At 64.3% G+C, this 25,361-nt stretch carries 21 protein-coding genes and 2 pseudogenes; 13 read left to right on the forward strand and 10 right to left on the reverse strand.

Annotated features, from left to right (window positions below):
* Nucleotides 1-14: 14 nt before the first annotated feature.
* The 8 genes and pseudogenes from thiS to A7A08_RS07130 form a co-directional block, all read right to left on the reverse strand.
* Entirely contained in the window at nucleotides 15-212 is a 198-nt protein-coding gene (thiS, locus tag A7A08_RS07090) for a sulfur carrier protein ThiS (RefSeq protein ID WP_069094817.1), read from the reverse strand.
* Nucleotides 190-1,197 (reverse strand): FAD-dependent oxidoreductase, encoded by a 1,008-nt coding sequence (locus tag A7A08_RS07095; RefSeq protein WP_069094818.1) that lies wholly within the window; start codon nucleotides 1,195-1,197, stop codon nucleotides 190-192. Before A7A08_RS07095 ends, thiS begins: the two co-directional genes overlap by 23 nt.
* An 18-nt stretch (nucleotides 1,198-1,215) precedes the next feature.
* Complete coding sequence (ggt, locus tag A7A08_RS07100; protein WP_069094819.1) at nucleotides 1,216-2,982, reverse strand: gamma-glutamyltransferase; 1,767 nt, start codon at nucleotides 2,980-2,982, stop codon at nucleotides 1,216-1,218.
* A 49-nt stretch (nucleotides 2,983-3,031) separates the two neighbouring features.
* Nucleotides 3,032-6,386, reverse strand: a pseudogene (locus A7A08_RS07110) (error-prone DNA polymerase).
* A gap of 161 nt (nucleotides 6,387-6,547) precedes the next feature.
* Nucleotides 6,548-6,910 carry a PHP domain-containing protein gene (locus A7A08_RS07115; RefSeq protein WP_069094821.1) on the reverse strand — a complete coding sequence of 121 codons (363 nt, stop codon included), beginning with the start codon at nucleotides 6,908-6,910 and terminating at the stop codon, nucleotides 6,548-6,550.
* A 112-nt stretch (nucleotides 6,911-7,022) separates the two neighbouring features.
* A complete protein-coding gene (locus A7A08_RS15940) occupies nucleotides 7,023-7,253 on the reverse strand; it encodes a hypothetical protein (RefSeq protein ID WP_141693890.1) in 231 nt (76 codons plus the stop codon).
* Between the two features lie 82 nt (nucleotides 7,254-7,335).
* Nucleotides 7,336-8,772, reverse strand: coding sequence for a Y-family DNA polymerase (locus A7A08_RS07125; RefSeq protein ID WP_083226543.1), 1,437 nt, complete (start codon nucleotides 8,770-8,772; stop codon nucleotides 7,336-7,338).
* Nucleotides 8,681-9,580, reverse strand: coding sequence for an ImuA family protein (locus tag A7A08_RS07130; protein WP_069094824.1), 900 nt, complete (start codon nucleotides 9,578-9,580; stop codon nucleotides 8,681-8,683). The genes A7A08_RS07125 and A7A08_RS07130 overlap by 92 nt, the downstream gene beginning before the upstream one ends.
* 211 nt (nucleotides 9,581-9,791) lie before the next feature.
* Here A7A08_RS07130 and A7A08_RS07135 point away from each other — a divergent pair, with 211 nt between their 5' ends.
* The 9 genes from A7A08_RS07135 to A7A08_RS07175 all read left to right on the forward strand — a co-directional run bounded on the left by A7A08_RS07135 (nucleotide 9,792) and on the right by A7A08_RS07175 (nucleotide 17,464).
* Nucleotides 9,792-10,385, forward strand: coding sequence for a L,D-transpeptidase (locus A7A08_RS07135; RefSeq protein WP_069094825.1), 594 nt, complete (start codon nucleotides 9,792-9,794; stop codon nucleotides 10,383-10,385).
* 211 nt (nucleotides 10,386-10,596) lie between these two features.
* Nucleotides 10,597-11,163 (forward strand): type 1 glutamine amidotransferase domain-containing protein, encoded by a 567-nt coding sequence (locus A7A08_RS07140; RefSeq protein WP_069094826.1) that lies wholly within the window; start codon nucleotides 10,597-10,599, stop codon nucleotides 11,161-11,163.
* 254 nt (nucleotides 11,164-11,417) lie between these two features.
* On the forward strand, nucleotides 11,418-12,053 hold the full coding sequence (locus A7A08_RS07145; protein WP_069094827.1) for a peroxiredoxin: 636 nt from the start codon (nucleotides 11,418-11,420) through the stop codon (nucleotides 12,051-12,053).
* A 229-nt stretch (nucleotides 12,054-12,282) separates the two neighbouring features.
* Entirely contained in the window at nucleotides 12,283-12,471 is a 189-nt protein-coding gene (locus A7A08_RS07150; RefSeq protein ID WP_069094828.1) for a hypothetical protein, read from the forward strand.
* Nucleotides 12,472-12,596: 125 nt separating this feature from the next.
* Nucleotides 12,597-13,034 (forward strand): NUDIX domain-containing protein, encoded by a 438-nt coding sequence (locus A7A08_RS07155; RefSeq protein ID WP_208430592.1) that lies wholly within the window; start codon nucleotides 12,597-12,599, stop codon nucleotides 13,032-13,034.
* A gap of 61 nt (nucleotides 13,035-13,095) precedes the next feature.
* Nucleotides 13,096-14,145, forward strand: coding sequence for a ferrochelatase (hemH, locus tag A7A08_RS07160; RefSeq protein WP_069094829.1), 1,050 nt, complete (start codon nucleotides 13,096-13,098; stop codon nucleotides 14,143-14,145).
* Nucleotides 14,146-14,250: 105 nt separating this feature from the next.
* Complete coding sequence (locus tag A7A08_RS07165; RefSeq protein WP_069094830.1) at nucleotides 14,251-15,228, forward strand: SPFH domain-containing protein; 978 nt, start codon at nucleotides 14,251-14,253, stop codon at nucleotides 15,226-15,228.
* 35 nt (nucleotides 15,229-15,263) lie between these two features.
* Nucleotides 15,264-15,722: an NfeD family protein gene (locus A7A08_RS07170; RefSeq protein ID WP_069094831.1), complete on the forward strand. Its 459-nt coding sequence runs from the start codon at nucleotides 15,264-15,266 to the stop codon at nucleotides 15,720-15,722.
* A gap of 107 nt (nucleotides 15,723-15,829) precedes the next feature.
* Nucleotides 15,830-17,464 (forward strand): B12-binding domain-containing radical SAM protein, encoded by a 1,635-nt coding sequence (locus tag A7A08_RS07175; RefSeq protein WP_069094832.1) that lies wholly within the window; start codon nucleotides 15,830-15,832, stop codon nucleotides 17,462-17,464.
* A gap of 137 nt (nucleotides 17,465-17,601) precedes the next feature.
* On the opposite strand, the gene A7A08_RS07180 is transcribed toward A7A08_RS07175, so the two are convergent.
* The gene (locus A7A08_RS07180) at nucleotides 17,602-18,666 is read right to left on the reverse strand and encodes a KpsF/GutQ family sugar-phosphate isomerase (RefSeq protein ID WP_083226544.1); all 1,065 of its coding nucleotides are present in this window, start codon (nucleotides 18,664-18,666) and stop codon (nucleotides 17,602-17,604) included.
* A 188-nt stretch (nucleotides 18,667-18,854) separates the two neighbouring features.
* Between A7A08_RS07180 and A7A08_RS07185 the strand changes: the two genes are divergently transcribed.
* Complete coding sequence (locus tag A7A08_RS07185) at nucleotides 18,855-20,543, forward strand: outer membrane beta-barrel protein (protein ID WP_141693891.1); 1,689 nt, start codon at nucleotides 18,855-18,857, stop codon at nucleotides 20,541-20,543.
* 123 nt (nucleotides 20,544-20,666) lie between these two features.
* Here A7A08_RS07185 and galU read toward each other — a convergent pair.
* Nucleotides 20,667-21,541: pseudogene (galU, locus tag A7A08_RS07190) on the reverse strand (UTP--glucose-1-phosphate uridylyltransferase GalU).
* A 110-nt stretch (nucleotides 21,542-21,651) separates the two neighbouring features.
* On the opposite strand from galU, the gene galE reads away from it, so the two are divergent.
* The 3 genes from galE (at nucleotide 21,652) to A7A08_RS07205 (ending at nucleotide 25,358) form a co-directional block, all read left to right on the forward strand.
* Nucleotides 21,652-22,644 carry a UDP-glucose 4-epimerase GalE gene (gene galE, locus A7A08_RS07195; protein WP_069094834.1) on the forward strand — a complete coding sequence of 331 codons (993 nt, stop codon included), beginning with the start codon at nucleotides 21,652-21,654 and terminating at the stop codon, nucleotides 22,642-22,644.
* 84 nt (nucleotides 22,645-22,728) lie between these two features.
* Complete coding sequence (locus A7A08_RS07200; RefSeq protein ID WP_169822950.1) at nucleotides 22,729-24,015, forward strand: lytic murein transglycosylase; 1,287 nt, start codon at nucleotides 22,729-22,731, stop codon at nucleotides 24,013-24,015.
* 158 nt (nucleotides 24,016-24,173) lie between these two features.
* Nucleotides 24,174-25,358: a lytic murein transglycosylase gene (locus A7A08_RS07205; protein WP_141693892.1), complete on the forward strand. Its 1,185-nt coding sequence runs from the start codon at nucleotides 24,174-24,176 to the stop codon at nucleotides 25,356-25,358.
* Nucleotides 25,359-25,361: the final 3 nt, after the last annotated feature.

Consider the following 25,361-nt stretch of genomic DNA (forward strand, 5'->3'; position numbering starts at 1 on the left):
TTATCCGCGGTCTCTTATCCGCCTTGGCGCGGCGCGACGATCTCGATCTCGTCACCATCCGTCAGGCGAGTGTCGGCGCGGGCGGCCGTGGGCACAAAGTCGCCATTGCGCGCCGTGGCGATCTTGGCGTCGGCAAGCTCGAGCTCCGCGCAGAGTGCAGCGAGATCGCCCGCTTCGGTCGCGTGCGGTTCACCATTCACGAGAATCTGCAAAGATTTCCTCCTCGCGCGTACCGTCTTCGAGATAGTTGGCGACAAGCTCGCCCAGGGCCGGCGCCAGAAGGAAGCCGTGCCGGAAGAGGCCGTTCACATAGATATAGCGAGGGGAGAGGATAATCCTAGGGCGGTTGTCGGGGAAGGCGGGACGGACTCCGGCCCCCTGATCCACAATCTCCGCCTCGCCGAAAGCGGGGTCGAGGGCATAGGCGGCGCCCAAGAGGTCGAGGGTCGAGCGAACGCTGATCAGCCCACCCTCATCGCTCTCGATGGCCGTGGCGCCGAGCATATATTCCTGGTTTCCGCGCGGGACGACGTAAAGGGATTGGCGCGGATGGAGCAGGCGGATAGGCCGCGACAATTCGATCTCCCCGCTGCGCACGATGATGCGCTCGCCGCGCACGCCGCGAAGCCCCGGCAAATCGTCCCGTGCGCCCATACCGCGGCAGTCGATGACGAGATCGGCGTTTCGGTCGTAGTCCTCGGTGCCGAAAACGAACTTTGCGCCTGCCACTTCGGCAGCTTCCTGCGCCCAGGCCATGGCGGCTTCGGGCGGGAAGTGGGCTTCGTCTTCGAAGAAGAGCGCCGTCTCGAAGCGGTCGGCGAGGCCGGGCTCCAGCTCTTCGATCCTCTCCCTGCCGATCCGCTCGTGGCGGCTCGTCATGCGCGAGAAGCGCTCCAGGAGCGGCCGGTCGCGGGGGAGGGTCAGCACGAGGCTGCCGTTCACGATGGTGCCGGGATAGCTCTCCTGCCATAGCGCGATGCTGCGTAAGCCCAGATCTCGGACGAAGCGTTCCGCGCTTTCTTCCTCGCAGCGGGGGGCGAGCATCGCGGCGGCCCAGCGGCTTGCGGTGTCAGTGAACGGCGTCTCGGACCGCTCGTAGACGGTCACGTCATAGCCTTTTCGCGCGAGCATCAGCGCTTGCCAGAGGCCTGTGATGCCAGCGCCGCGGATGGCCAGGGTTGAAGGCTTCTCGGTCATCGGTGAGCCATAACGCGCTCAGTTGCCCAAGGCCACGCCTTCCCGCCTGGGGTCGGCGCCGCCTTCGAGCCCATCCCTGGTGACCGCGATGACGTGGAGACCGCTGGTCAGGGGCGACCGCTTCACCTTATAGCCGAGGTCTCCGAGCTTGGCGGCGAGACCGTCGAGGGTCGGATCGCTCTCCAAGAGGATCGTGTTGCCGACCGCGCCGAAATTGGCGAGATCCACGGCGGCTTGGGGGTCAAGACTCCAGTCGATCATGGCGAAGAGAGCCTTGGCGTTGAAGAGGATGATGCCCGGGCCGCCGGGGGACCCCAGCACATAGCGCAAGGTGCGTTCGCCTTCCGGATTGTCGAAGGCGATGGTCGGGTCCATGGAGCTGCGCGGGCGCTTGCCCGGCTGGACGCGATTGGCGATCGGGCGGCCTTGCTTGTCTTTCGGTTCGAAGGAGAAGTCGGTGAGCTGATTGTTGAGCAGGAAGCCGCCCGTCATGGTGCGCGCGCCAAAGGCTTGCTCGACGCTGGTGGTCATGGAAAGCGCGTTGCCGTCTGCATCAACGATCGAAATATGGCTGGTGCCCTTGCGTTCCTTGGTGGCGTCCTTGCCGAACCGGTCTGGGTCGATGCCGGACGGCGTGCCGGGCAGCGCCTCGGGAAGCATCGTGCCGGGGGTGATCAGCTTGGCGCGTTCCGCCAGATAGGCCGGGTTCAGCAGGCCCTTGGCCGGCACGTCCACGAAATCGCTATCGGCGAGATATTCGTTGCGGTCCGCAAAGGCGAGGCGTTCCGCATCGGCGATGATCTGGGTGGGCGGCAGAGTAAGCGGCGCCTGGCCCAAGTCGAACGGTTCGGCGAGCTTGAGGATCTGGCCGACGGTGATGCCGCCGGACGAAGGAAGGCCGGCGCCGCAGACCTCCCGCTTCCGATAATCGACGCAGGCCGGTTGGCGTTCCTTCGCTTCGTAATCTGTGAGGTCGTCCTCGCTCAATTTTCCGGGCGCGCGGGAATCGTTTGCGACGGTCTCGACGATGGCATCGGCGAGCGGTCCGGAATAGAAGGCCTCCGGTCCGTCCTTTGCGAGACTCCGGAGCGTCTTGGAGAAGGCCGGGTTCTTCAGGATGGCGCCGGCTTGAAGCGGCTTGCCGTCCGGAAAGAAATACGCGCGCGCCCCCGGTGCGAAGTCCTGCGGTTTCATGTCGGAGAGCAACGCGGCCAGGCGGTCAGGCACCGGGAAGCCGTTTTCGGCCAGATCGATCGCCGGCTGGAACAGGTCCTTCCAAGGGAGCTTTCCGTAGCGTTGATGGGCCTTCCACAGCATGGCGACGACGCCTGGGGTGCCGATGGATTTGCCGCTTGCCACCGCCTGATCGAATTTCAGCGGCTTTCCCTTCTTGTCGAGGAACAGGTCCTCGCCGACAGCTGCGGGTGCGGTCTCGCGACCGTCGAATCCGGTGAGGGTCGCGGCCTGCTTGTCCCAGTAGAGCGCGAAGGCGCCACCGCCGATACCCGAGGATTGGGGCTCGACGAGATTGAGCACGAGCTGCACGGCGATGCCGGCATCGATGGCGCTGCCTCCGTTCTCCAGGATCGTCAGGCCGGCTTCCGCGGCCAGCGGATGGGCGGCGACCACCATCTCATGCTTCGCCTTCGCCAGCGGTTTGTGGGCGATGGTGCTTCCGGCTTCCGGCTGGCGCGTGTCGCTTTGCGCTGCGTCCTGAGTGAGGCCGGCGGTGGGAGAGAGGATGAGTAGAGCGAGAAGTGAGGTGGCAATCGGCGTGAGTTTCATGGCCCGAAGATAAGCGTTTTGCGCCTGCGTACCAGCAGCTCCGAGGCGGTTAGTGAAAATCGCGGGATTTCGGGATGATGCGTTCGCTTCTCGGATGCTTCGGCCGCCAGCGCGGATGGGGCCGGCTGTAACGATCGTGCTTTTCTTCCGTCTTCGCCTTGGCGCGTGCGCGTGCATCCTCGCCGGCATGCTTTACATGATCACCATGGGCAACCGGAATGTCGAATGCGGCTTCTTCCCTTCGCTTGTCCAGCCTCGCACCGCGCCAGGAGCCGGGATCTGGTCGGCGGACCTCGTCGGCGTTGGCGAGGAGATCGTTCGCTTCCAGCCCGCCTTCGGAGAGCAAACCGAGCAGATCGCTGCGGTCTTCCAGGCGCTGGGAAACAAGATGGACGATGTCCTCATGACGCTGGATACGGCCCTGGATAACGATCAGGCGCGATCCCATGACCTCGCGACGAAATTTCTCGAAGGTCTTGGGCCAGACCACGGCGTTGGCGACGCCGGTCTCGTCTTCGATGGTCATGAAGACGACGCCCTGGGCGGAGCCCGGCCTCTGACGGACGAGCACCACGCCGGCGGTTTGGATGCGCGCGCCGTCGCGGGCGTCTTTGAGGGCGCCGCAAGGCACGATGCGCCGCTTGGCAAAATAGTCCCGCAGAAACTGCATGGGGTGGGCTTTCAGGGAAAGACGTAACGACCGGTAGTCGTTCACCACGTGCTCAGGCAGGGGCATTTCCGGCAGGGCGGCTTGGGGCTCCTCGCCCATCTCCCTGGCGTCGGCATGCTGGAAAAGCGGAAGGGCTTCCGTCTCCGGGAGCCGCGCACAGCCCAGAGGGCCTGGCGCCGGTCTAGCCTCAAGGAGCGCATGGCATCGGCGCTGGCCAGCCGCTCCAGGGTGGCGCGGGAGAGACCGCTCCGCTGCCAGAGATCGTGGAGGTCGGAGTAGGGGTGGGGGCGCGCGTTTCACCTCTCCCCGCCGGGGAGAGGTCGGATGCGCAGCCTCCGGGTGAGGGGGAGCAAGACTCGAGAGGTTGGGCCCCCCTCACCGATTCTTCTTTCCCCCTCACCCCAACCCTCTCCCCCGAGGGGAGAGGGAGTTCGGCCTCAATTGGCTCAGGCGGTGGAAGTCCCAGAGAAGCGGGCGGGGCGAAGAGGTGAGGCTCGGTTTCGGGCGGGCGGTTGTCGCGTTTCGCCACCAGCGCGCGCGCGGCGTCTTCTTTGAAGCCGTCGATCTGGCGCAGGCCCAGGCGGAGGGCGAAGCCGCCTTCAGATGCCGGTTCTAAAGTGCAGTCCCAAAGGCTGTGATTGATGTCAGCCTCGCGCGCTTCCACACCATGCTCGCGCGCGCAGCGAACGATCTGGGCCGGCGCATAGAAACCCATGGGCTGAGAATTCAGAAGCGCCGCGGCGAAAGCTGCCGGGTAATGGCATTTCAGCCAGGACGAGACATAGACCAGATGGGCAAAGCTGGCGGCGTGGCTTTCGGGGAAGCCGTATTCGCCGAAGCCCTTGATCTGGTTGAAGCAGCGTTCGGCAAAGTCGCGCGGATAGCCTCGCGCGCTCATGCGGGAGACCATCTTGTGCTCCAGCTTGCCGATGGTGCCGCGGCGGCGGAAGGTGGCCATGGCGCGGCGCAGCTCGTTCGCCTCTTCGGAGGAGAATTTCGCCGCCACCATGGCGAGCCGCATGGCCTGCTCCTGGAAGAGAGGCACGCCCATGGTCTTGCCCAGCACCTGACGCAGCTCGTCCACGTCACCATGCTCGGGGGATGGAGAGGGAAACTCGACCGTCTCGTCGCCGGAGCGGCGGCGCAAATAGGGGTGCACCATGTCGCCCTGGATAGGGCCGGGGCGGACGATGGCGACCTCGATGACGAGATCGTAGAAGCAGCGGGGCTTCAGCCGGGGCAACATGTTCATCTGGGCCCGGCTCTCCACCTGGAAGACGCCGAGAGAATCGGCACGGCAGAGCATGTCGTAGGTGCGCTCGTCGTCGCGGGGCACGGTGGCGAGGGTCAGGTCGCGCCCGTAATGGGTCTTCAACAGGCTGAGGCATTTGCGGATGCAGGTGAGCATGCCGAGCGCCAGCACATCGACCTTCATGAGGCCCAGGGCATCGAGATCGTCCTTGTCCCATTCGATGAAGGTGCGGTCTGGCATGGCGCCGTTGCCGATGGGCACGGTCTCGCAAAGGGGGCCGCGGGTGAGGACGAAACCGCCGACATGCTGGGAGAGGTGGCGGGGGAAGCCGATGAGCTCCTGGGTGAGCTCGAGGGTGCGGGCGAGCAGCGGGTCTTGCGGGTCGAGTCCGGCCTGACGGACATACTCGTCCGGGAGCCCGCGATTGGAGAGGCCCCAGACCGTGCCGGAGAGTGCAGCGACGGTATCTTCGGAAAGGCCCATGGCCTTGCCCACCTCGCGGATCGCCGAGCGGCCGCGATAGGAGATCACCGTGGCGGCGAGGCCGGCGCGCTCTCTGCCATAGCGGCCGTAGATGTATTGGATCACCTCCTCGCGGCGTTCATGTTCGAAATCGACGTCGATATCGGGGGGCTCGTTGCGCTCCGGGGAGATGAAGCGCTCGAACAGCAGATCGATCTCCGCCGGGTTCACATTGGTGATGGCGAGGCAGTAGCAGACGACGGAGTTGGCGGCGCTGCCCCGACCCTGGCAGAGGATGCCGCGGCTGCGCGCGAAGTGGACGATGTCGTGGACGGTGAGGAAGTAGGGCGCGTAGCGGAGCTGGTCGATGAGGGTCAGCTCCTTCTCGATCAACACGCGGATACGGTCCGGCAACCCATCGGGAAAACGCCAGTGGGCGCCCGTCCAGGTGAGCTCCTCCAGATGAGATTGGGGTGTCTTGCCTTTCGGCACCGGCTCGTCCGGGTATTCGTATTTCAGCTCGTCGAGGGAGAAGCGGCAGGCATCGGCGATCTCGATAGAGCGGCGAAGCGCGTCCCGGTGGCCTTTGAAGAGGCGGGCCATTTCCTGCGGCGCTTTCAGGTGGCGCTCGGCATTGGCGCGCAGATGAAACCCGGCTTCGTGGATCGTGCATTTCTCGCGAATGCAGGTGAGCACGTCCTGCAGCGGGCGGCGGTGGGCGGCGTGATAGAGCGCGCCGGTGCTGGCCACGATGGGTATGCCGGCTTCTTGCCCGAGCTGGGCGAGAGCTTCGATGCGTGCGCGGTCGTCGCCGGCATAGATGTGGCGCGCGGCGAGGTAGAGGGGGGCGGGGAGCGCTGCCTTGAGACGAGCGAGGGCTGCGGGGAAGTCGGCTTCCGATGAGGTGTCGTCGCCCGGCTCGACCGGCAGAGCGTCTTCACCTCTCCCCGACGGGGAGAGGTCGGCGCTGCAAGTGCCGGGTGAGGGGGATGAAGAATCGATGGGTAGGTCCCCCCTCACCTGCCTCTCTTTCCCCCTCACCCCAGCCCTCTCCCCCGAGGGGAGAGGGAGCTCCGTGTTGCCGGGAAAGGCTAGAATCTCAGCGCTCTGGGGAGTGGGGGGCTCGGCGGGGGCACGCTCTTCTTCAAATGCAAAATCGTCCGGTGGGAGGGCAATGAAGATCAGCCTTCGGCGAGTTCTGCGACGTCGTCCAGGTAAAGAATGCAATCGCCCTTCTCGGCGCGGCGCTGGCCGATTGTGAGGAGGCGACAGAGGCGGCCATAGGCGGCGCGGTCGGTTGGGTAGGCGAGCAGGCTCGGCGCGTCTTGTAAGTCGAGGCGTGCGCCGACGATGAAGCGCATGCCGATATCCCTGGCGGCGAGATGGCCGCGGGCGACGCCGGCCAGGGTGTTGCGGTCGGCGATTGCGATGGCTTCGAGACCCAGGGCTTTTGCCGTTGCCACCAGCTCTTCGGGATGGGAGCCGCCCTCCAGGAAGGAGAAGTTGCTGGTGACATCCAGCGCGGCATAGGGGGGCAAAGACATAGCTTACCCCACCGCCGTCATTCCGGCGCAAGCCGGAATCCAACCGCTTGTATCCAGTCCGTTGTTGCTGGATCCCGCTTTCGCCGGGATGACTGCGAATGGTGAGGTGCGCTCACTGGAAGACCCCCTGGAGATACCAGGCGGGGTCGCCGTCCTCGCTCTCCTGATAGAGGCCTTCGCGATAAACCCAGTAGCGGCGGCCCTCCTCGTCCTCGACCCGGTAGTAGTCGCGAGTGAGATTGCTTTTTGTTGGGTGTGAACGTGGTTCACCTCTCCCCTGTGGGGAGAGGTCGAGCGCTTCAGCGCTCGGGTGAGGGGGATCAGGATACGGATATGTTGTCACCCCCTCACCACGCCCTCTCCCCGTGGGGGAGAGGGCCGTGCCTTCCACCATTCCGGGGCGATGCGCTCCGGGCCTTCGGCCTTCACGATGCGGCGGGTGACCCGACGCCAGGTGAAGCGGGCTGGCGGACCTCGGGAATTTCCGCCAGCACCTGGAGCGGTTCGGGCCGGGGCAGAAAGAGGGCCGGGCGCGGCGGTTTGGCGGCGAGCACGCGCAGGATATCCGCAGCTTTGGGGATCGGCTTATCTGATCCAGGCTTATCTGATCCAGGCTTATGCGATTCAGGTTTGCCGAGGACGCGTGCCCGCTGGGCCTGTTCCGGCAGATGGCTCTGGCGGGGCTCCAGCCGGCGCACGGCGCGGGGACCCAGCCGGTTCGCAAGCCGGTCGGCGAGGGGCGCGAGATTGGCGCGGCTGGCGGCCTTGGTCAGCGCCGTCTGATGGGGCGTCAGGGATTCCAGGGCAAAGGCGGCGAGCCGGAGCGTGTCGATGCCGAAGCCGAGATCGAGACCTTCCAGCTTTTTCTCCAGCAGGTCGCAGAGATGATGCGCCTCCCGGCAGGGCGCGCTGAAGCCGGCGCGAACGATGGATGTTCCGCCGTCGGCCCGGGTGAGGCGGAAGGCGACGCGCCGCATGCCGAGATGGGCGTCGGCCAGCTTCCCGCAGAGATCCCCCGCCAGAACGGCGAGCGCGGCCACTATCCCGTCATGGGTGATGAGAGGCTCGGCGAAGGAGAGGTACGCCGTCTGCGGGGGATCTTTCAGCAGGGGGATGGCGCGTTCGTCGTGACGGCCCAGCGCCTGGTCCAGACGGCGCAGCACGGCGTCTGCGATCTCGCGGGAGGCGAAGCGGCGCTTCAGGCTCGTTCGAGGCAGGTCATAAAGCTGGCCGATGCGCTTCAGCCCCAGGCGCCGCAGGAGGCGGGTGGCGTCCTCGCTGAGGCGGAGGCCTTCGACGGGAAGAGGCGCAAGCGCTTTCTCCTGTTTGCCCGGCGGCACCATGGAGAGCGTCTCGGGGCCGAACCGCGCAACAGCCCAGGCGGCGCCGAGGGTGTCGGCCATGGCGAGACGGGCGGTCAGACCAAGCCGGGCAAAGCCGTGCTCCATGGCCTGAAGCAGCGCTTTTTCGCCTCCGAAGAGATGGGCCACGCCGGTGGCATCGACCCAGAGACCGTCGGCGCCGGCGGTGTTGCGCCAGGGGCTGAAGCGCTCTGCCCAGCGGGCTAGGGCCAAAAGCGCCTCGGCGTCTCTTTCGAGTGTGGCGGGTATTGTGAGCAGCTGCGGATAAATCGCACGGGCATCGGCCAGAGCCTGGCCCTCGCTTAAACCGGCACGCTCGGCCGGCGCGTTGAGCGCGGTGATGAGCAGCTTCTGCCCTTCGCTTCCGATGAGCGCGAAGGGGTGACGGTCAATTGTGTCGATCTGCGCCTTACGCTCCGCTTGAGGAGCGGCGCTTCTGGTCAGCTCCCGTTTCAGCCGTTCGATCGGCCAGTGGGGCAGCCAGACGGAAATCATACGCATGACGGTTCCATTCCAAGATCCAGCTCTGTCCGGGCGGTTCTCCGTTCGCCCGCTCCAGGGTGAGGCGCCAGCGGGGCGGGCCGGGGCTTTGCTTGTCGAACGGTTCGGGACCGCTCAGGACAGGGGCGATGCGCCAGCGGGTGAGGCTGCCGGGCAGGCTCGCTTGCCGGTGGTCCGACAGGAGCAGGCAAGGGAGGCCGCCCTGCTTGGCGGCGAGACCCAGACGCCTTGCCATGACCGGCTTGTCGATCTCCGCCTGACCGAGCAGGCCGGCCAGCGCGCCGCTCTTCAGCCCTTCCTCCAAGGTCCAGGCCGCGTCCTTCGGTGTGCGCACCCGGACGATGAGAAGCCGCGCCGGATCGAGGCCGAAGCCGAGCAGGCCGGGGGCGTAGGGTGCGCCCCACTCTTTCAGCTGGTTCTCGGTGAGGCACCAGAGGAGCGGGGCATCCTCTTCGATCCCCCGCACCTGGCAGCGCAAGGCACCCAGCGCGAAGCCCAAGGCTGCCGGCATGTCCCCATAGGCGGCGGGCTTCAGCTCATGCAATCCCGGCTCGCCCAGGCGATGAAGCGGCGGAAAGGCCGTCTCGTCTCGCGGGGCGTTATCGGCAAAAGAAGAGGAGAAGCAGGCGGACGGTGCGGCTCCCGCACCCGTCGCGGGGGGGTGGTGATGGAAGGATACGGGCACCTGCTCGAGCTTGCGAATGAGGGACCGCAGCCGCTCAATCAGGTGTTTCTCCCGCCCGCCTGCTTCGGCAACGCCAGCCGACGTGACGCTCGACCTCTCTGCGCCGTCTGGGTTGTGGGCCATGGGACAACTCCGAACGAATGTTCCTATTTTGTTCTACATTCGAGTCGGGGCGGGAGTCAATCGGGGTCTCGGGAGGGCGGCATAAGAAAACCGCAATTTTGAACGGCCAAGCCCTTCACCGAACGGATTCTGCTCAGAAGGGGGACGGCTTTAACCGGCTGGAAACCAAAATCGTGGCAAGAAGGTGTGCGTTTAAAGACGGGGTTTTGTTATGCGTATCGTCTTCTGTCGTGCGGCGCTTACCGGCGCCGCGCTGCTCGCTCTGTGCGCGAGCTCCACACCGGCATTCTCCTATGCCGGCATCCTCAGCATCTTCGAGCCGCAGCAGCGGCCGACCCAGGCCAGCTCCGGCGCGCGGCTCGTTTCGTTCACGCCGCAGGTCGAGCCCGGCACCATCCTGGTCTCCTTCACCGACCGGAAGCTCTACTACGTGCTTCCCAATGCGCGGGCGATCTCCTATCCGATCGGCGCGCCCATGGCCGAAGCCCGCTGGCAAGGGGTCCTGAAGGTGACGGCCAAGAAGGTCAATCCGGGCTGGACGCCGACGGCGGATATGCGGCGGGAAAATCCCTCGCTGCCGTCCTATGTCCCGGGCGGTCATCCACGGAATCCGCTGGGGCCGCGGGCTATGTATCTCGGCAGCAGCCTCTACCGGATCCACGGAACCGACGCCCCTTGGACGGTCGGCCAGGAGGTCTCCCATGGCTGCATCCGCATGTATAACCGCGACGTGATCGATCTCTATCAGCGGGTTCCGATCGGCACGAAGGTCGTGGTGACCTGGCAACGTTTCGCGCAAGGCTAAGGGCAGCCCCAAAGTTTCCGGCCCCCCAGCCGTAGACCTTGTAAAGGTCGGAAAGGCCGTCCGGTTCGCACCCGGGCGGCCTTTTTTCTGGGCCGGCCCCCATCGGCATTGCGGCGATGAACCACGCCGTCGCCGCCGAAACAATGGGCGCGGGCCATGCGTTTAACCTCCCAAGAACGCCGAGACACGTTGTTTTCCAAGGAGGTTTCATATGAACGAGCTCAATGGAAAGAAGATCGCCATCCTGGCAACCGACGGCTACGAGGAGTCGGAACTGATGGTGCCAAAAGAGACGCTTGCCGAAGCTGGCGCCGAGATCGAGATCATCTCCCTTGAGAAAGGCGAGATCAAAGGCTGGAAGGGCAAGGACTGGTCCGGCAACACGGTCTCCGTCGACAAGACGGTCGACGAAGCCAAGGTCGAAGATTATGCCGCGCTGGTCATTCCCGGCGGCCAGATCAACCCAGACCTGCTCCGCGCCAACGAGACGGCCGTAAATTTCGTGCGCGATTTCTTCGACACGAAGAAGACGCTGGCTGCGATCTGCCATGCACCCTGGGTGCTGATCGAAGCCGGTCTCGCGGAGGGCCGGGAGATGACGTCCTATCACTCCATCGCAACCGACGTGAAGAACGCCGGCGCTAAGTGGGTGGACAAGAAGGTGGCCGTGCATCAGGCCCTGATCACGAGCCGCAATCCCGACGACCTTCCCGCCTTCTGCGACAAGATCATCGAGGAAGTCCTGGAGGGCCGGCACGAGAAGCGCCAGGCGGCCTAGAACGAATACGCGCTAGAGAAAAGCCGGGGAGTCCGCTCTCCGGCTTTTCGCTTTTCACACGCGATGGCCGTTCCATCGCGCGATTGCTAAATAGATAGCATTCCCCCTTCGCGGGATGCGCCGTTTGCGGAAACCGATTGCTTTTTCGGGGCGGGCGATTGAAACGCCGCCCCCTCGATTTCTACATGAGTTTCAAGATCGAGCTCGTGCCGCCGCAAAGCGGGACGGGCCGAACATTACTTTGGAGATTTAAGATGGCTCTACAGCTTGGCGATACTGCCCCCGATTTCGAAGCCCAGACCACGGAAGGCCCGATCCGGTTTCACGAGTGGCTCGGCGATTCCTGGGGCGTTCTGTTCTCGCACCCGAAGAATTTCACGCCGGTCTGCACGACGGAGCTCGGCGCGACGGCGAAGCTGAAACCGGAATTCGAGCGTCGCAACGTGAAGGTGATCGGTCTCAGCGTCGATCCGCTGGATGCCCACGAGGCGTGGTCGAAGGATATTGAGGAGACTCAAGGCGCCGCGGTGAATTTCCCGCTGATCGCCGATCCGGACCGGAAGGTCGCGGGCCTCTACGGCATGATCCATCCGAAGGCTTCCGACACGCTCACGGTGCGTTCGGTCTTCGTGATCGGGCCGGACAAGAAGATCAAGCTCTCCTTGACCTATCCTGCCAGCACGGGCCGGAATTTCGATGAGATCCTGCGGGTGATCGACTCTCTGCAGCTCACTTCGGAGCATCAGGTTGCGACACCTGCGAACTGGAAGAGCGGCGACGAGGTGATCATCGTCCCGTCGGTTTCCAACGAGGATGCCAAGAAGAAATATCCGGAGGGCTGGCGGGAGGAAAAACCCTATCTGCGCTACGTCTCATCGCCCCGCCGTTAAAGCTCGATAAGTTTTTCGGCGCACAAGTCCTTATCCGAGCATGCGCTTCGCGCCTCCCGCGGCCTGAAAATTCGTTTGGCATGGCGCCTCCCAACACGTAAAAAAGCGTGTGTACGGACTAACGCGATATTCAGTCCGTATCGGGGGCGGCCATTGCTGGCCGTGGACATGAGAAAAGCTGCGCCGTATGACGCGCGGCATTCTCTAGGGGTGAAATTCAAGGGGTGACATGGCGGGTCCTAAGAACCCCGAGCCATCGGGGGACGTGGCGGATTCTCGGCAGGCGGCAAGTCAGATCGCCGAACAGCTGGTGCCGATGATCGAGTCGTCGCGAAAATGCGGCATGGATTTTCTCGCCTACCTTCTGGGCATGGCCCTGAAGGAAGCGAGGCAGCTCGCGGCCCGCCAAGACCGCTAAGCTTCCCAATATGGCAGACCGGCTCGCCTCTTCGGCGGGCTTTCTTTTTATACGGATGCGGGTCCGATCTCCGGCGCCGCTCTCGGACGTCTCATCTCATGTTGACGGCGGGCGGGGGCTCTGAAATGGCTACCCCTATGGGAATGCCCGAAACGCCAGCTCTCACCACCGATTGCGTCATCCTCGATGCGGCCGGCCGGGTCCTGCTGATCCGCCGCAAGAACCCGCCGTATAAGGGTGAGTACGCGCTGCCGGGTGGCTTCGTCGATATCGGCGAAACCGTCGAAGACGGGTGCCGCCGGGAAGTGAAGGAGGAGGTCGGACTCGATGTCGGTCCGCTCCGGCTGATCGGCGTGTTCTCCGATCCGAGCCGGGATCCGCGGGGCCACACGGTGAGTGCCGCGTTCCTCGCCGAGCTCACCGATGATGCCGTGCCGGTGGCGGGCGACGATGCCGCTTCGGCGGAGTGGATCGAGGATTGGCAAAGCGTTGATCTTGCGTTCGATCACGCGCAGATTATGAAGCAGGCAATGCGGCTTGCGGCGCAGTCGGAGAGATCCTAGTGCGCTGTTCCAGAATAATTTATTGAACGCCCGATCGAGGCGTCCCCAAAGGTTGCAAGGAATGACTGAGAGGCCAGGGCCCTGCCAGTTCGCGGCGGAAAGACCAGGTGTGAGCCATCCCGGCGGAAGGATCGGCGTGCTGCTCGTAAATCTCGGCACGCCCGACGATACGACCTATTGGCCGATGCGGCGCTACCTGAAGGAGTTTCTCTCCGACCGCCGCGTGATCGAGACCCCTCGGGTGATCTGGTGGCCTGTGCTGAACGGCATCATCCTGACCGTCCGCCCGTCCAAGAGCGGACAGGCCTACGCTTCGATCTGGGACAACGAGCGGGGGGAATCGCCGCTGCGGACGATCACCCGCAACCAGGCCGAGAAGCTCGCCATCCGGTATGCGAGCATGCCGGAGATCGTCGTCGACTGGGCGATGCGTTACGGCACGCCCTCCATCGCCGCGCGGATCGATGCGCTGGCGAGCGCCGGCTGCGACCGTCTCCTGGTGTTTCCGCTCTATCCGCAATATGCGGCGCCGACCACGGCCACGGTCAACGACAAGGCTTTTGAAGCGCTGCAGCAGATGCGCTTCCAACCGGCCGTTCGCACGGTTCCCGCCTATCCGACCGATCCCGTCTATATCGAGGCGCTGGCCAATTCGGTGCGCAATCATCTCGCCAGGCTGGATTACGACCCGGAGGTGATCCTGGCCTCGTTCCACGGGCTACCGAAGAAATATATCGAGAAGGGTGACCCCTATCAGGGGCAGTGCAAGGAGACGGCAGACGCCTTGCGCGCGGCGCTCGGTTTCGACGAGCACGAATTCCGCCTTACCTTCCAGTCCCGCTTCGGGCCGGAAGAGTGGCTGACGCCTTACACCGACGAGACGGTGGAAGAGCTGGCCAAGGAAGGCGTGAAGAGCCTGGCGATCATGACGCCGGGCTTCGTCGCCGATTGCGTGGAGACGCTTGAGGAGATCAACGGCGAGGCCCGCGAGATCTTCGAGGAGCATGGCGGCGAGAAGTTCAGCTTCATCCCTTGCCTCAACGACAGCGACGACGGCATGCGGGTGCTGGAAGCGGTGATCGACCGCGAGCTTCAAGGCTGGGTCCGCTAGCGGCGCCGACCGCCGGATTTCTATCGAGCCTGCACGACTTTTGGCTTAAGGTTCGCCTCCGAACGGGCCGGCATATGGTGTCGCGCGGCCGCTGGAGGACCTTCGATGTTCGGCTTCAATCTCTTCGTTCTCGTTCTGCTCGTCCTTTTCATCGTCGTCATTCTGGCGGGGGTGAAGGTGGTTCCGCAGGGGTACAACTACACCGTCGAGCGGTTCGGCCGCTACACGCGGACCCTGCAGCCGGGCCTGACCATCATCATCCCCTTCATCGACAGGGTCGGCCGCAAGATCAACATGATGGAGCAGGTCGCCGAGGTGCCGAGCCAGGAGGTGATCACCCGCGACAACGCCATGGTGCGGGTCGACGGGGTCTGCTTCTTCCAGGTGCTGGATGCCGCCCAGGCGAGCTACGAGGTCACCGACCTCGAGCTGGCGGTGATGAACCTCACCATGACCAATATCCGTACGGTGATGGGCGGGATGGATCTCGACGAGCTCCTGTCCCAGCGCGACGAGATCAACCATCGGCTGCTGCGGGTGGTCGACGACGCGACCCATAGCTGGGGGGTGAAGATCACCCGTATAGAGATCAAGGACATCGAGCCGCCACGGGATCTGGTGGATGCCATGGCGCGGCAGATGAAGGCCGAGCGCGACAAGCGCGCCGCGATTCTGGTCGCCGAAGGCGAGCGGCAATCCGAGATCCTGGAGGCGGAAGGCCAGAAGCAGGCGCAGATTCTGGCTGCAGAAGGCCGGCGCGAAGCGGCCTACCGGGATGCCGAGGCGCGCGAGCGCGAGGCGGAGGCCGAAGCGAAGGCGACGACCATGGTCTCCGAGGCGATCGCGGCGGGCAACGTGCAGGCAATCAACTACTTCGTGGCCAACAAATATGTGGAGGCCCTGAAAGAGCTGGCGACGGCGAAGAACCAGAAGGTTCTCATGCTTCCGGTCGAGGCTGCATCGGTGATTGGCTCCATTGCCGGAGTGAGCGAGATCGCGCGCGAGGCCTTCGGCGGAAACGGCGGCAGCGGAACGCCTCCGGCGGACGGTGGCGTGCCCACGAGCGGAGCGCGGAAGCGCTAGCCGTCGGACCGGAGCCTGGGCAGAGGGAGGACCCCATGGAGGATGATTTCTTGTTCGGGCCCTGGGGCTGGATGATCCTGGCTGCGGCGCTGTTCGTGCTGGAGATCACGGCGCCCGGAATCTTCTTCATGTGGTTCGGGCTGGCCGCCGCCATCACCGGCCTCATCACCTTCGGCTATGACATCTCCTGGCAGTGGCAGCTCATCGCTTTCGGCGTGCTCTCGCTCATCGCCGTGGGGCTGGCAGCACGCTATCTCCGCAACCATCCGCTGGCGAGCGAGCGCCCGCTCCTGAACCTGCGGGCAACCCGCCACGTGGGGAAGACCTACATCCTCGTCGATCCCATCGAGGACGGGCGGGGCAGCGTGCGGATCGGCGACAGCGTCTGGCGGGTGTCGGGGCCCGAGCTGCCGGCCGGCGAGAAGGTGACGGTCACGGGGGCGGATGGAACACTCCTTTACGTTACCAAAGCCGGAGAGAGCGGGCAGGCCTAAGAACTGTTACGGTGGCGCCGTAATTTCGCCTCTTGCAACCTGAGGATGGGTTTCAGGATTTAATAAGCGTGAGGTAGCGACCGAACGCCTCGCATTTGGGAGGACGAATGGCCGACATCGTAATCATCAATCCACGCTTCGACGTCTCCTTCTGGGGGATGGAACATTGCATGGGGCTGCTGGGCAAGAAGGCCAATCTGCCCGTTGCCTGCCTCGGGCTGCTCGCTGCCCTCGTTCCCGATCACCATGATGTCGAGGTCGTCGACGAGAATGTCGAGGACATCGATTTCGACAGGCTCGGCCGGGCGGATCTCGTCTGCCTGACTGGCATGAGCATCCAGGGACGCCGCATCGGCGAGATCCTGGAGGAGGTGCGCAAGCGTGGCGTGATGACGGTTGTTGGCGGTCCCATGGCCACGGTGGAGCCGGAGCAGCTCGACGGGCTGTGCGACGTGATCTTCGTCGGCGAGGCGGACACCACCTGGCCCCAGTTTATCGAGGACTGGGAGAACGGCACCTACAAGACGCGCTACGAGCAGACCGAGAAGACGGATGTCGCGACCCTGCCGCTGCCGCGGGTCGAGCTTCTCAAGGCCGAGCGCTACATGTTCGGGAGCATGCAGATCTCCCGCGGCTGTCCGTTCACCTGCGAGTTCTGCGACATCATCGTGACCTTCGGGCGCAAGCCGCGGCTGAAGACGTCCGACCAGGTGCTCGCCGAGCTGGAATCCTTCGAGAAGGCCGGGCTGAAGATCGTTTTCATCGTCGACGACAATCTGATCGGCAACAAGAAGGCCATCAAGCCGATCCTGCGGGACATCATCGCGTGGCAGCAGAAGCGGGCCTATCCGCTGACCCTGTTCACCGAGGCGTCACTCGACCTCGCCGAGGACGAGGAGTTGATGGAGCTAATGGGGCTTGCCAACTTCCAGAGCGTCTTCATCGGCATCGAGACGCCGAACGAAGAGTCCCTCAAGGAAACCAAGAAGCTCCAGAACGTCCGGCCCAATGCGGGCTCGCTGCTGGACCGGGTGCACCGCATCCAGGACCACGGGCTCGATGTCTGGTGCGGCATGATCGTGGGCTTCGACCACGACAAGCAGGACATCTTCCAGATCATGCCGAAGTTCCTTTCGGATGCCCGCATCTCCGCGGCGCTGATCGGCATGCTGCACGCCATCCCCACGACGCCGCTCTACAAGCGCCTGAAGGAGGCGGACCGCCTGAACGACGACGACGGCTCGGAGCGTTACGGCACCAACGTCATCCCGCTGGGTATGAGCCGGGAGGAGCTGCGCGACGGCTTCGTCGAGGTGATGAGCAAGTCCTACGGGGAGGAGGCTTATTTCGAGCGGCTGGATTCGTTGTTCGTCGACGAGCGCTTCCAGTTCGTCATTCACAATCTGCCCTATTGGTGGAAGCACCCTTTCGCCTTCGCCAAGCGCGCCACGCTGAACTATATCCGCTTCGCGGTGGTCGCTTCGCGGCTGTTGCGCATGGTGGAGGACGACGAGATGCGGGCCCGCTACCGCAAGCAGCTCATGCGGATCATGAAGAGCCGCAGCCTGGAGCCGCATATCCTGTTCGTCTACGTGATCAAGATGGCGCAGCATTATCACTTCAAGGCGCTGGCGAACGAGCTGGCCCAGGCCTATGGCGGCAAGGATGTGATGCCGAATGCCGGCCGGTCCTTCAGCCGTCTGCGCCGCCCGGCGCCGCCGATCGCAGCGATGGCGTCTTAGGGGATCAGCGCATCCGTCCTGTCATTGCCGGGCTTGACCCGGCAATCCAATACGCCCTGGGCTGCTCGATTTGCGCTGCCGGCGGTTGCTGGATCCTCGGGTCGCGTTTCGCTTGCCCGAGGACAACGCTTGGCGCCCTAAACCACGCCGGCGCGGAGCAGGTCGTGGATGTGGATAATGCCCACGGGCTTGCCGCTCTCCACCACGAACAGCGCGGTGAAGGGGCGATCGCTCATATTCATGATGGCGAGGGCCTCGGAGCTCATGGTGTCGGGCGCGACCGTCTTCGGATCGGCGGTCATGATGTCGCCGGCGCAGGACTCCAACAGTCCATTACCCATATGGCGGCGCAAATCGCCGTCGGTGATAATGCCGATGAGCCGGTTCGACTGATCCACCACACCAAGACAGCCGAAAGCCTTCTCGGTCATGACGACCAGGGCCTCAGCCATGGGGGTCTCGGCGGCGGTGATGGGCAGCCGGTCTTCCTTGTGCATCAGGTCTGAGACGAATTTCAGCTTGGCACCGAGCTTGCCGCCCGGATGGAAGATCTTGAAGTCGCCCGCCGTGAAGCCCTTGCTCTCCAGAAGCGCGATGGCGAGGCTGTCGCCCAGCGCCAGCTGCATGGTCGTCGAGGTGGTGGGCGCCAGGCCCAGCGGGCAGGCTTCCTTGGCCTGGGGCAGGGCGAGGACGATCTCGGCGGCCTCGGCGAGGGTGCTTTCCGCGTTCGAGGTCACTGCGATGAGCGGCACGGCGAAGCGGCTGGAATAGGAAACGATGTTGCCCAGCTCGATGGTCTCGCCCGACCATGAGAAGGCGAGGATCATGTCCTGGCCGGTGATCATCCCCATGTCGCCGTGGCTTGCCTCGGTCGGATGGACAAAATAAGCGGGCGTTCCGGTGGACGAGAGGGTGGCGGCAACCTTCAGACCGATATGGCCGCTCTTGCCGATGCCGGTGACGATGACGCGGCCCTGGCAGGCACGGATGGCTTTGACGGCTTCGGCAAAACTATCGGCGAGATCGGTGCGCAGCGCCGCTTCAAGGGCGCGCAGTCCCTGAACCTCCAGTTCCAGAGTGCGGGCGGCCGCGCCGATGGCGTCGGTCTGGATATCCTGGTGGGGGAGGTCGCGCACCTGCTCCCCGTCGCCCCGATCGCTGAGGCCTTCAGGCACGCCTTTATGGCCGAGGCTCGCCGACATACTGGCTCTCTCCTGCTGCTTTCCCGATTGGTCTAGCACGATTTTGGCGGGCTTAAGGCTGCCGGAATCGCTCCATTGCGAAACATGCCTAAACGCCTCGTTAACTCTATGGCCGCTACGGTCGAAGGACAACGTCCGGAGAGACGGGTTTCAACCGTTTTCCGGCAGCAATTCCCGAGGGTTTGTCCTTGCCGCGTCCTCCTCATATCAGCGCTGCGGACGCTCTCGCGGTCGCATTGCTCATAAGCGTGAGCTTCGCTGCGCCCTGCCTGGCGCAGAGCGACGACGCACCCATGCTCCGCGGCCCCATCACGCCTGAAGTCCAGGAAGAGGAAGCGGACGACGCCGAAGGCTATTTCGGCGGCCGGGCAACCATCACAGATCCCTATGCGGCCGGCACCCCCGATACCGGCAGCAGCGACGAGACCGCGCCGGACGACGTCACTGGCGATATGGGGCTGGTCGGCCCGGGGGAGGACGGGCAGACCCTCGATTCCGGGCTTGGCGATACGGGCTATGCCGAAGGCGACGCCCTGGGCGGGCTCGGCGACGGGCCGGAGCCGGCCGAGCTTGCTACCGGCGTGGATGCCAGCCGGCTGGGGGACGGACCGACCATGTCGGAGGCCGACCGTATCGTGAAGGAGGCTGCGCAGCTTTCGAGCGGGCGGATGGACGGCGCGCCCCTGCCGCCCGGCGTGCCCGTCTCGCCCGGCGCTGCCAATCCGGACGAAGACCCTTACGCGCCGCTCGGCACCCGGATCGGCAGCTTCATCCTCTATTCGGAGCTGGTGGCGGACATCACGGCGACGGACAATGTGCTCGCCACGCGAAACAACCCTCAATCGGACTGGGCGCCGGAGCTGCAGCCGGATTTCCGCCTCGACTCCAATTGGAGCCGACATGCGCTTTCGGCCGATCTCAACGGGGACTGGAGCTGGTACCAGAACTACGAGAGCCAGAACACGCGCAACTATCAGGCGCTGATCGACGGGCGTCTCGACGTGACCCGCAAGACCAATCTCACGCTGGAGCTGGAGAAGAGCCAGGTCGCAGAAGGCCGTGGCCAGGAGAACCTGCCCGATGCGGGCGTGTTCAGCTCCGATCTCGACGAGCAGCATCTCACTGCCGGCGCCAATCACCGGTTCAACCGGCTGGGCCTGGCGCTGCAGGGCACGGTCACCGATTACGACTATTCGAATATCGTCCTGATCGGCGAGAACCCGGACGATCCGACGAACACGCTCGATCGCGACTACGTGGAGAAGGATATCGGGCTGAGAGGCTCCTACGAATTCAACCCGAACATGACGGGCTTCGTCGATACGCAACTGGTGAAGCGGGATTACAAGGCGCAATTCTCCGCCGGCGGGAACGAGCTCGGCTCGGAGGGCTATCGCCTTCAGGCGGGTCTCGCCTTCGGTCTGTTCGGCAATATCACCGGCGAGGTGGGCATGGGCTATGGCGTCCAGGATCCGATCGACGAGGATTTCGAGCTGGTCGACGGCTTCCTGCTCAATGCCGACGTGCTCTGGCAGATCACGCCGCTGACATCGTTGAGCCTGCAGGCCCGGACGAATCTCGACGAGACCACGGCGATCGATGCGGCGGGCGCATTCGGCCGGTTCTACGGGGCCACCCTGAGCCACGAGCTGCGGGAGAACGTGATCCTCGGCGGCTTCATCACCTACGATACCGCCGACTATATCGGCACCGACCTCAGCGACGAGTCATGGCGGGAAGGGGTGACGGCCGAATACATCTTCAACCGGAACATGGCGCTGGTGGCGAGCTACGAGCATACGGATTACACGAGCTCGGATCCGGCGGGGGACTATACGTCCAACGACGTCACCGTCGGCATGCGCCTGCGGAAGTGAAGTTTGAGCGAGTCATTACTGGGCTTGTCCCGGCAATCCACGAACACCGATCCGTCGAAAGAACACCTTCAGGGTTATGGATGCCCGGCACAAGGCCGGGCATGACACCGAGCTAGGCTCGACCTACGGCAGGAGCCGGCGAATCTCCGCCTCGAACTGCTCGGCCAGATCCTCGCGGTCCAGCCCGTAGGCGACATTGGCAGCCAGGAATCCGATCTTGGAGCCGCAATCGTAGGCGGTGCCGTCGCATTTGATGGCGTGGAAGGGCTGATCCTGGAGCAGCTTCAGCATGGCGTCGGTGATCTGGATCTCGCCGCCTGCGCCGGTTTCCTGATTGGACAGGATCTCAAAGATCTCCGGCTGCAGGATGTAGCGGCCGAGAATGCTCAGATTGGACGGCGCGTCTTCGGGGGCCGGTTTCTCGACCATGCCGTCCACGGGAAAGATCTTACCGTCGCCTTCGCCGACGCTTAGGATGCCGTAGCTGGAGACGGCTTCTTTCGGCACTTCCTCGACGGCGAGGATGTTGCCGCCGTGCTCGTCGTAGACATCCATCATCTGGGCGAGGCAGCCCTTGCCGTCGGATTTGACCAGAACATCGGGAAGGATCAGCGCGAACGGTTCGTTGCCGACGAGCTCGCGGGCGCACCAGACGGCGTGACCGAGGCCAAGCGGGTCCTGCTGGCGGGTGAAGCTGGTCTGGCCGGCCAGGGGCAGCTCGTCGTTGAGATGGGCGAGCGCTTCGTTCTTGCCGCGCTCCGCCAAGGTGCGGTCGAGCTCGAAATTCCGGTCGAAATGGTCCTCGATGACGCCCTTACCGCGGCCGGTCACGAAGATCAGGTGCTCGATGCCCGCGGCGATCGCCTCATCGACGACGTGCTGGATGAGCGGGCGGTCCACCACCGTCAGCATCTCCTTCGGCATGGCTTGGTGGCTGGCAGGAAGCGGGTGCCGAGACCGGCGACGGGAAACACAGCCTTGCGAACCGGGGCGCTCATTCAGTCCTCATACGTGTTAGGAGGGCAGCAGGGGAGAAATTCTGCGCGGCTACCGTCCTTCAACCACTTTCGGATATCAAGAGGCGAATTCTTCAATCGGAGATTTTCGGATGAGCGTGCTCGTGACCGGCGGTGCCGGCTATATTGGCAGTCACATGGTGCTGGCGCTGAACGATGCCGGGGAGGATGTCGTGGTGCTCGACAATCTCTCCACCGGCTTCTCCTGGGCGGTGGCCGAGCCGGCTAAGCTCGTGGTCGGCGATATCGGCGACCAGGCCCTGGTGCGCGATCTTATCGAGCGAGAGAAGGTCGATGCGATCATCCATTTCGCCGGTTCCATCGTGGTGCCGGACTCCGTGGCCGATCCGCTCGGCTACTATCTCAACAACACCTGCAAATCCCGGGCGCTGATCGATTGCGCGGTGAACGCAGGCGTGAAGCATTTCATCTTCTCGTCCACCGCCGCCGTCTACGGTATGCCGGAGGAGAACCCGGTCTCCGAAGAGGCGTCCCTCAACCCGATCTCGCCTTACGGCAGCTCCAAGCTGATGACCGAGATGATGCTGCGGGACACGGCGCTCGCCTTCGACCTGAACTACGTCGCCTTGCGCTATTTCAACGTCGCGGGGGCCGACGGTCAGGGCCGGAGCGGGCAATCAACGCCGCGCGCGACCCATCTGATCAAGGTTGCGGTGCAGGCGGCGCTGGGCCAGCGGCCAAAGCTGGAGGTATTCGGCACCGACTATCCCACGCCGGACGGCACGTGCATCCGCGACTACATCCATGTCTCCGATCTGGTGGCGGCCCATCTGGCGGCCCTTCGCTATCTGCGCGAAGGCGGCCGGTCGGAGGTCATCAATTGCGGCTACGGTAACGGCTATTCCGTGTTCCAGGTGATCGAGGCGGTCAAGCGGGTCTCCGGCGTCGACTTCCCCGTCGATCAGGGGCCGCGGCGTCCCGGCGATCCGGCGGCGCTGGTGGCCGGAGTGGAGCGCATCGGCAAGGTGCTCGGCTGGACGCCGGAACGGGACGATCTCGATCAGATCGTCGCCGACGCGCTCCGCTGGGAGCGCCATCTCGAGGATATGGCCGCCCAGTCCTGACGGCCGCAGATGCGCCGTTTCGTCTTTCCATGGGGAAGGGAGGGCGGCACACTGGCCGGCATGGGATTTTGGAAGCGAATCGCCTTGATCGGTTTTGTGGCCGGCGGGCTGCTCGGGCCAAGTGTCGCCGCCTCGGCAGCCGACGATGCGGCCGCCTATAAGCGCGCGGTAGAGCAGCAGTTCGAGGCGTGGCTTCAGGCGCGCTGGCCAGAGGCCCAGGCCGAAGGCGTCAGCCGCGAGACCTTCGAACGGGAGGTGAAGGGGCTGACCCTCGACTGGTCGCTGCCCCATCTGGTGCTTCCCGATCCCGCCTATCTCGGCGGGCCACGGCTGCCGCAAAGCCTGAAGCCAAAGGCGCCGGCCCGGCAGCCGGAGTTCGATTCCCCTGAGCGCTACTTCAAGATCAGCAATCTCAATGCCCTGGCGGCCCAGGGGAAGACCCAATACCACCAGTACAAGACGGTGCTCACCGAGGTGCAGAAGCGCTATCAGGTGCCGGGCAGCATCATCGTCGCGATCTGGGGGCGGGAGACCAATTTCGGCACGGTGCGGCTGCCGAACGATGCGTTGCAGTCGATCGCGACCCAGGCCTTTCTCGGACGGCGCCCGGAGGTCTTCACCGAGGAATTCATCAAGGCACTGAAGGTCCTGCAGGACGGGCATATTTCGCGAAGCGAGATGCGGTCCTCCTGGGCCGGCGCCATGGGCCATACTCAGTTCCTGCCGAGCGACTTCCTGAAATATGCGGTCGATATCGACCAGGACGGCAAACGGGACATCTGGGAATCTGTGCCCGATGCGCTCGCCTCGGCCGGAAACTCCTTGCACAGCCAGGGCTGGATCGGCGATCAGGAATGGGGCTACGAGATCGATCTGCCGGCCGGGTTCGACTGCACTCTGCAGGGACCCGACAAGACACGCTCCTTCGGCGACTGGGTCGATATGGGGATCACCCGGGTGAAGGGGCGGCCGTTCCCGAAAGAGAAGCTCGAGAACCAGGGCTTCCTCGTCCTGCCCGCCGGCATGGAGGGGCCGGCCTTCCTCGTGACCGAGAACTTCTCGGTGCTGAAGAAATACAACAACTCCGATGTCTATGCGCTCTTCGTGGGCAAGGTTGCCGATATGATCGAGTATGGCGCACCGGCCGGGTTCGTGGGCGCCTGGAAGCCGGTGGACCGGTTCACCCGGGATAGAATGCTGGCGTTCCAGGAAGTGCTGGTGAAGCGCTACGGATACGACGTGGGCAATGTCGACGGGCTGGTGGGCTTCAAGACGCGTCAGGCCATCGGCCTCTACGAGAAGAAGGCGGGAGCGCCGCTGACCTGCTATCCGAGCAAGAAAATCGTCGACGCGGTGCTCGGTCAGCAGTGACGGTCGGGGGTGACGTTCGAAGGTGACCTTCGGGCCGTCAGCTTGCCTATGTTTTGCCGGGAGCGCTTGGTACAATCGCGACCATGCGAATCATTCCTCGTTCGACGGCTACATCCCCGGAATCAGGCAGTTTCTTTCGCGGGCTCCTGCTCGCGTCGATGCTCGCCTCCCTCTTCGCCGTCAGCCTCCTCGGCTCCACGGTTCAGGCATCTGCCGCCCAGAGCTTTCAGGCTTGGGTCGAGAGCTTCTGGCCGACGGCACAGGCCGCAGGCATCCGCCGGGATGTCTATGTCAGTGCCTTCCAGGGGGTCTCGCCCGACGCGGAAGTGATCGAATCCGCCACCTATCAGCCGGAATACAAGCGTCCGGTCGGCGAATACGTGGACCGGCTGGTCTCCGATAAGCGGCTCCAGACCGGACACGAGATGCTGATCCAGCATAAGCCGCTGCTGGATGCGATCGAGAACAAGTACGGCGTGGACCGCCATATCGTGGTGGCGATCTGGGGCGTGGAGACGAGCTACGGCGACAATCTCGGCGAGCATTACGTCATCGCGGCGCTTGCGACGCTGGCCTATCGCGGAGTGAAGGCGAAGTTTGCCCGGCAGCAGCTCATCCAGGCCTTGAAGATCCTCCAGCGGGGAGACGTCTCCCGGCAGTACATGTCTGGCTCCTGGGCCGGCGCCATGGGCCACACCCAGTTCATTCCGACGACCTACCAAGCCTATGCGGTCGATTTCGACGGGGATGGGCGGCGCAATATCTGGCAGAGCCTGCCGGACGCGCTGGGCTCCACGGCGGCTTATCTCAAGGTTTCCGGTTGGCGGCCCGGGCACACATGGGGCTACGAGGTCACCGTACCAAGCAACATGAACACCAGTGCCTACGGGGCCAAGAACCTGAAGACGCTCTCCACGTGGGAGCGGATGGGCGTGCGCCGTATCAATGGCGCGCCGTTCCCGCGGCCGAACGATCAGGCGGCCCTCTTCGCGCCGGAAGGCAAGAACGGGCCGATCTTCCTGACCCTGCACAATTTCCGGGTCATCCTGCGGTACAACCAGGCGCCGTCCTACGCTCTGGCGGTGGGGCATCTGGCCGACCGGCTGATGGGGTATGGCCCGTTCGCCCACAGCTGGCCCACGGACGAGAACCATCTGTCGCTGGAGCAGCGGAAGGAGCTGCAGACACGGCTGCTCCATGTCGGGCTGCTGGACGGCGAGGTGGACGGGGTGATCGGGCCGGCGACGCTGTCGGCGGTGAAGGCTTATCAGCGCCAGAAGGGGCTGAATGTCGACGGATTCCCGAGCATGACGCTCCTGAAGATGTTGCGGGCCGACACCTAGGGT

Source organism: Methyloligella halotolerans (genome assembly GCF_001708935.1).
Classification (GTDB): Bacteria; Pseudomonadota; Alphaproteobacteria; order Rhizobiales; family Methyloligellaceae; genus Methyloligella; species Methyloligella halotolerans.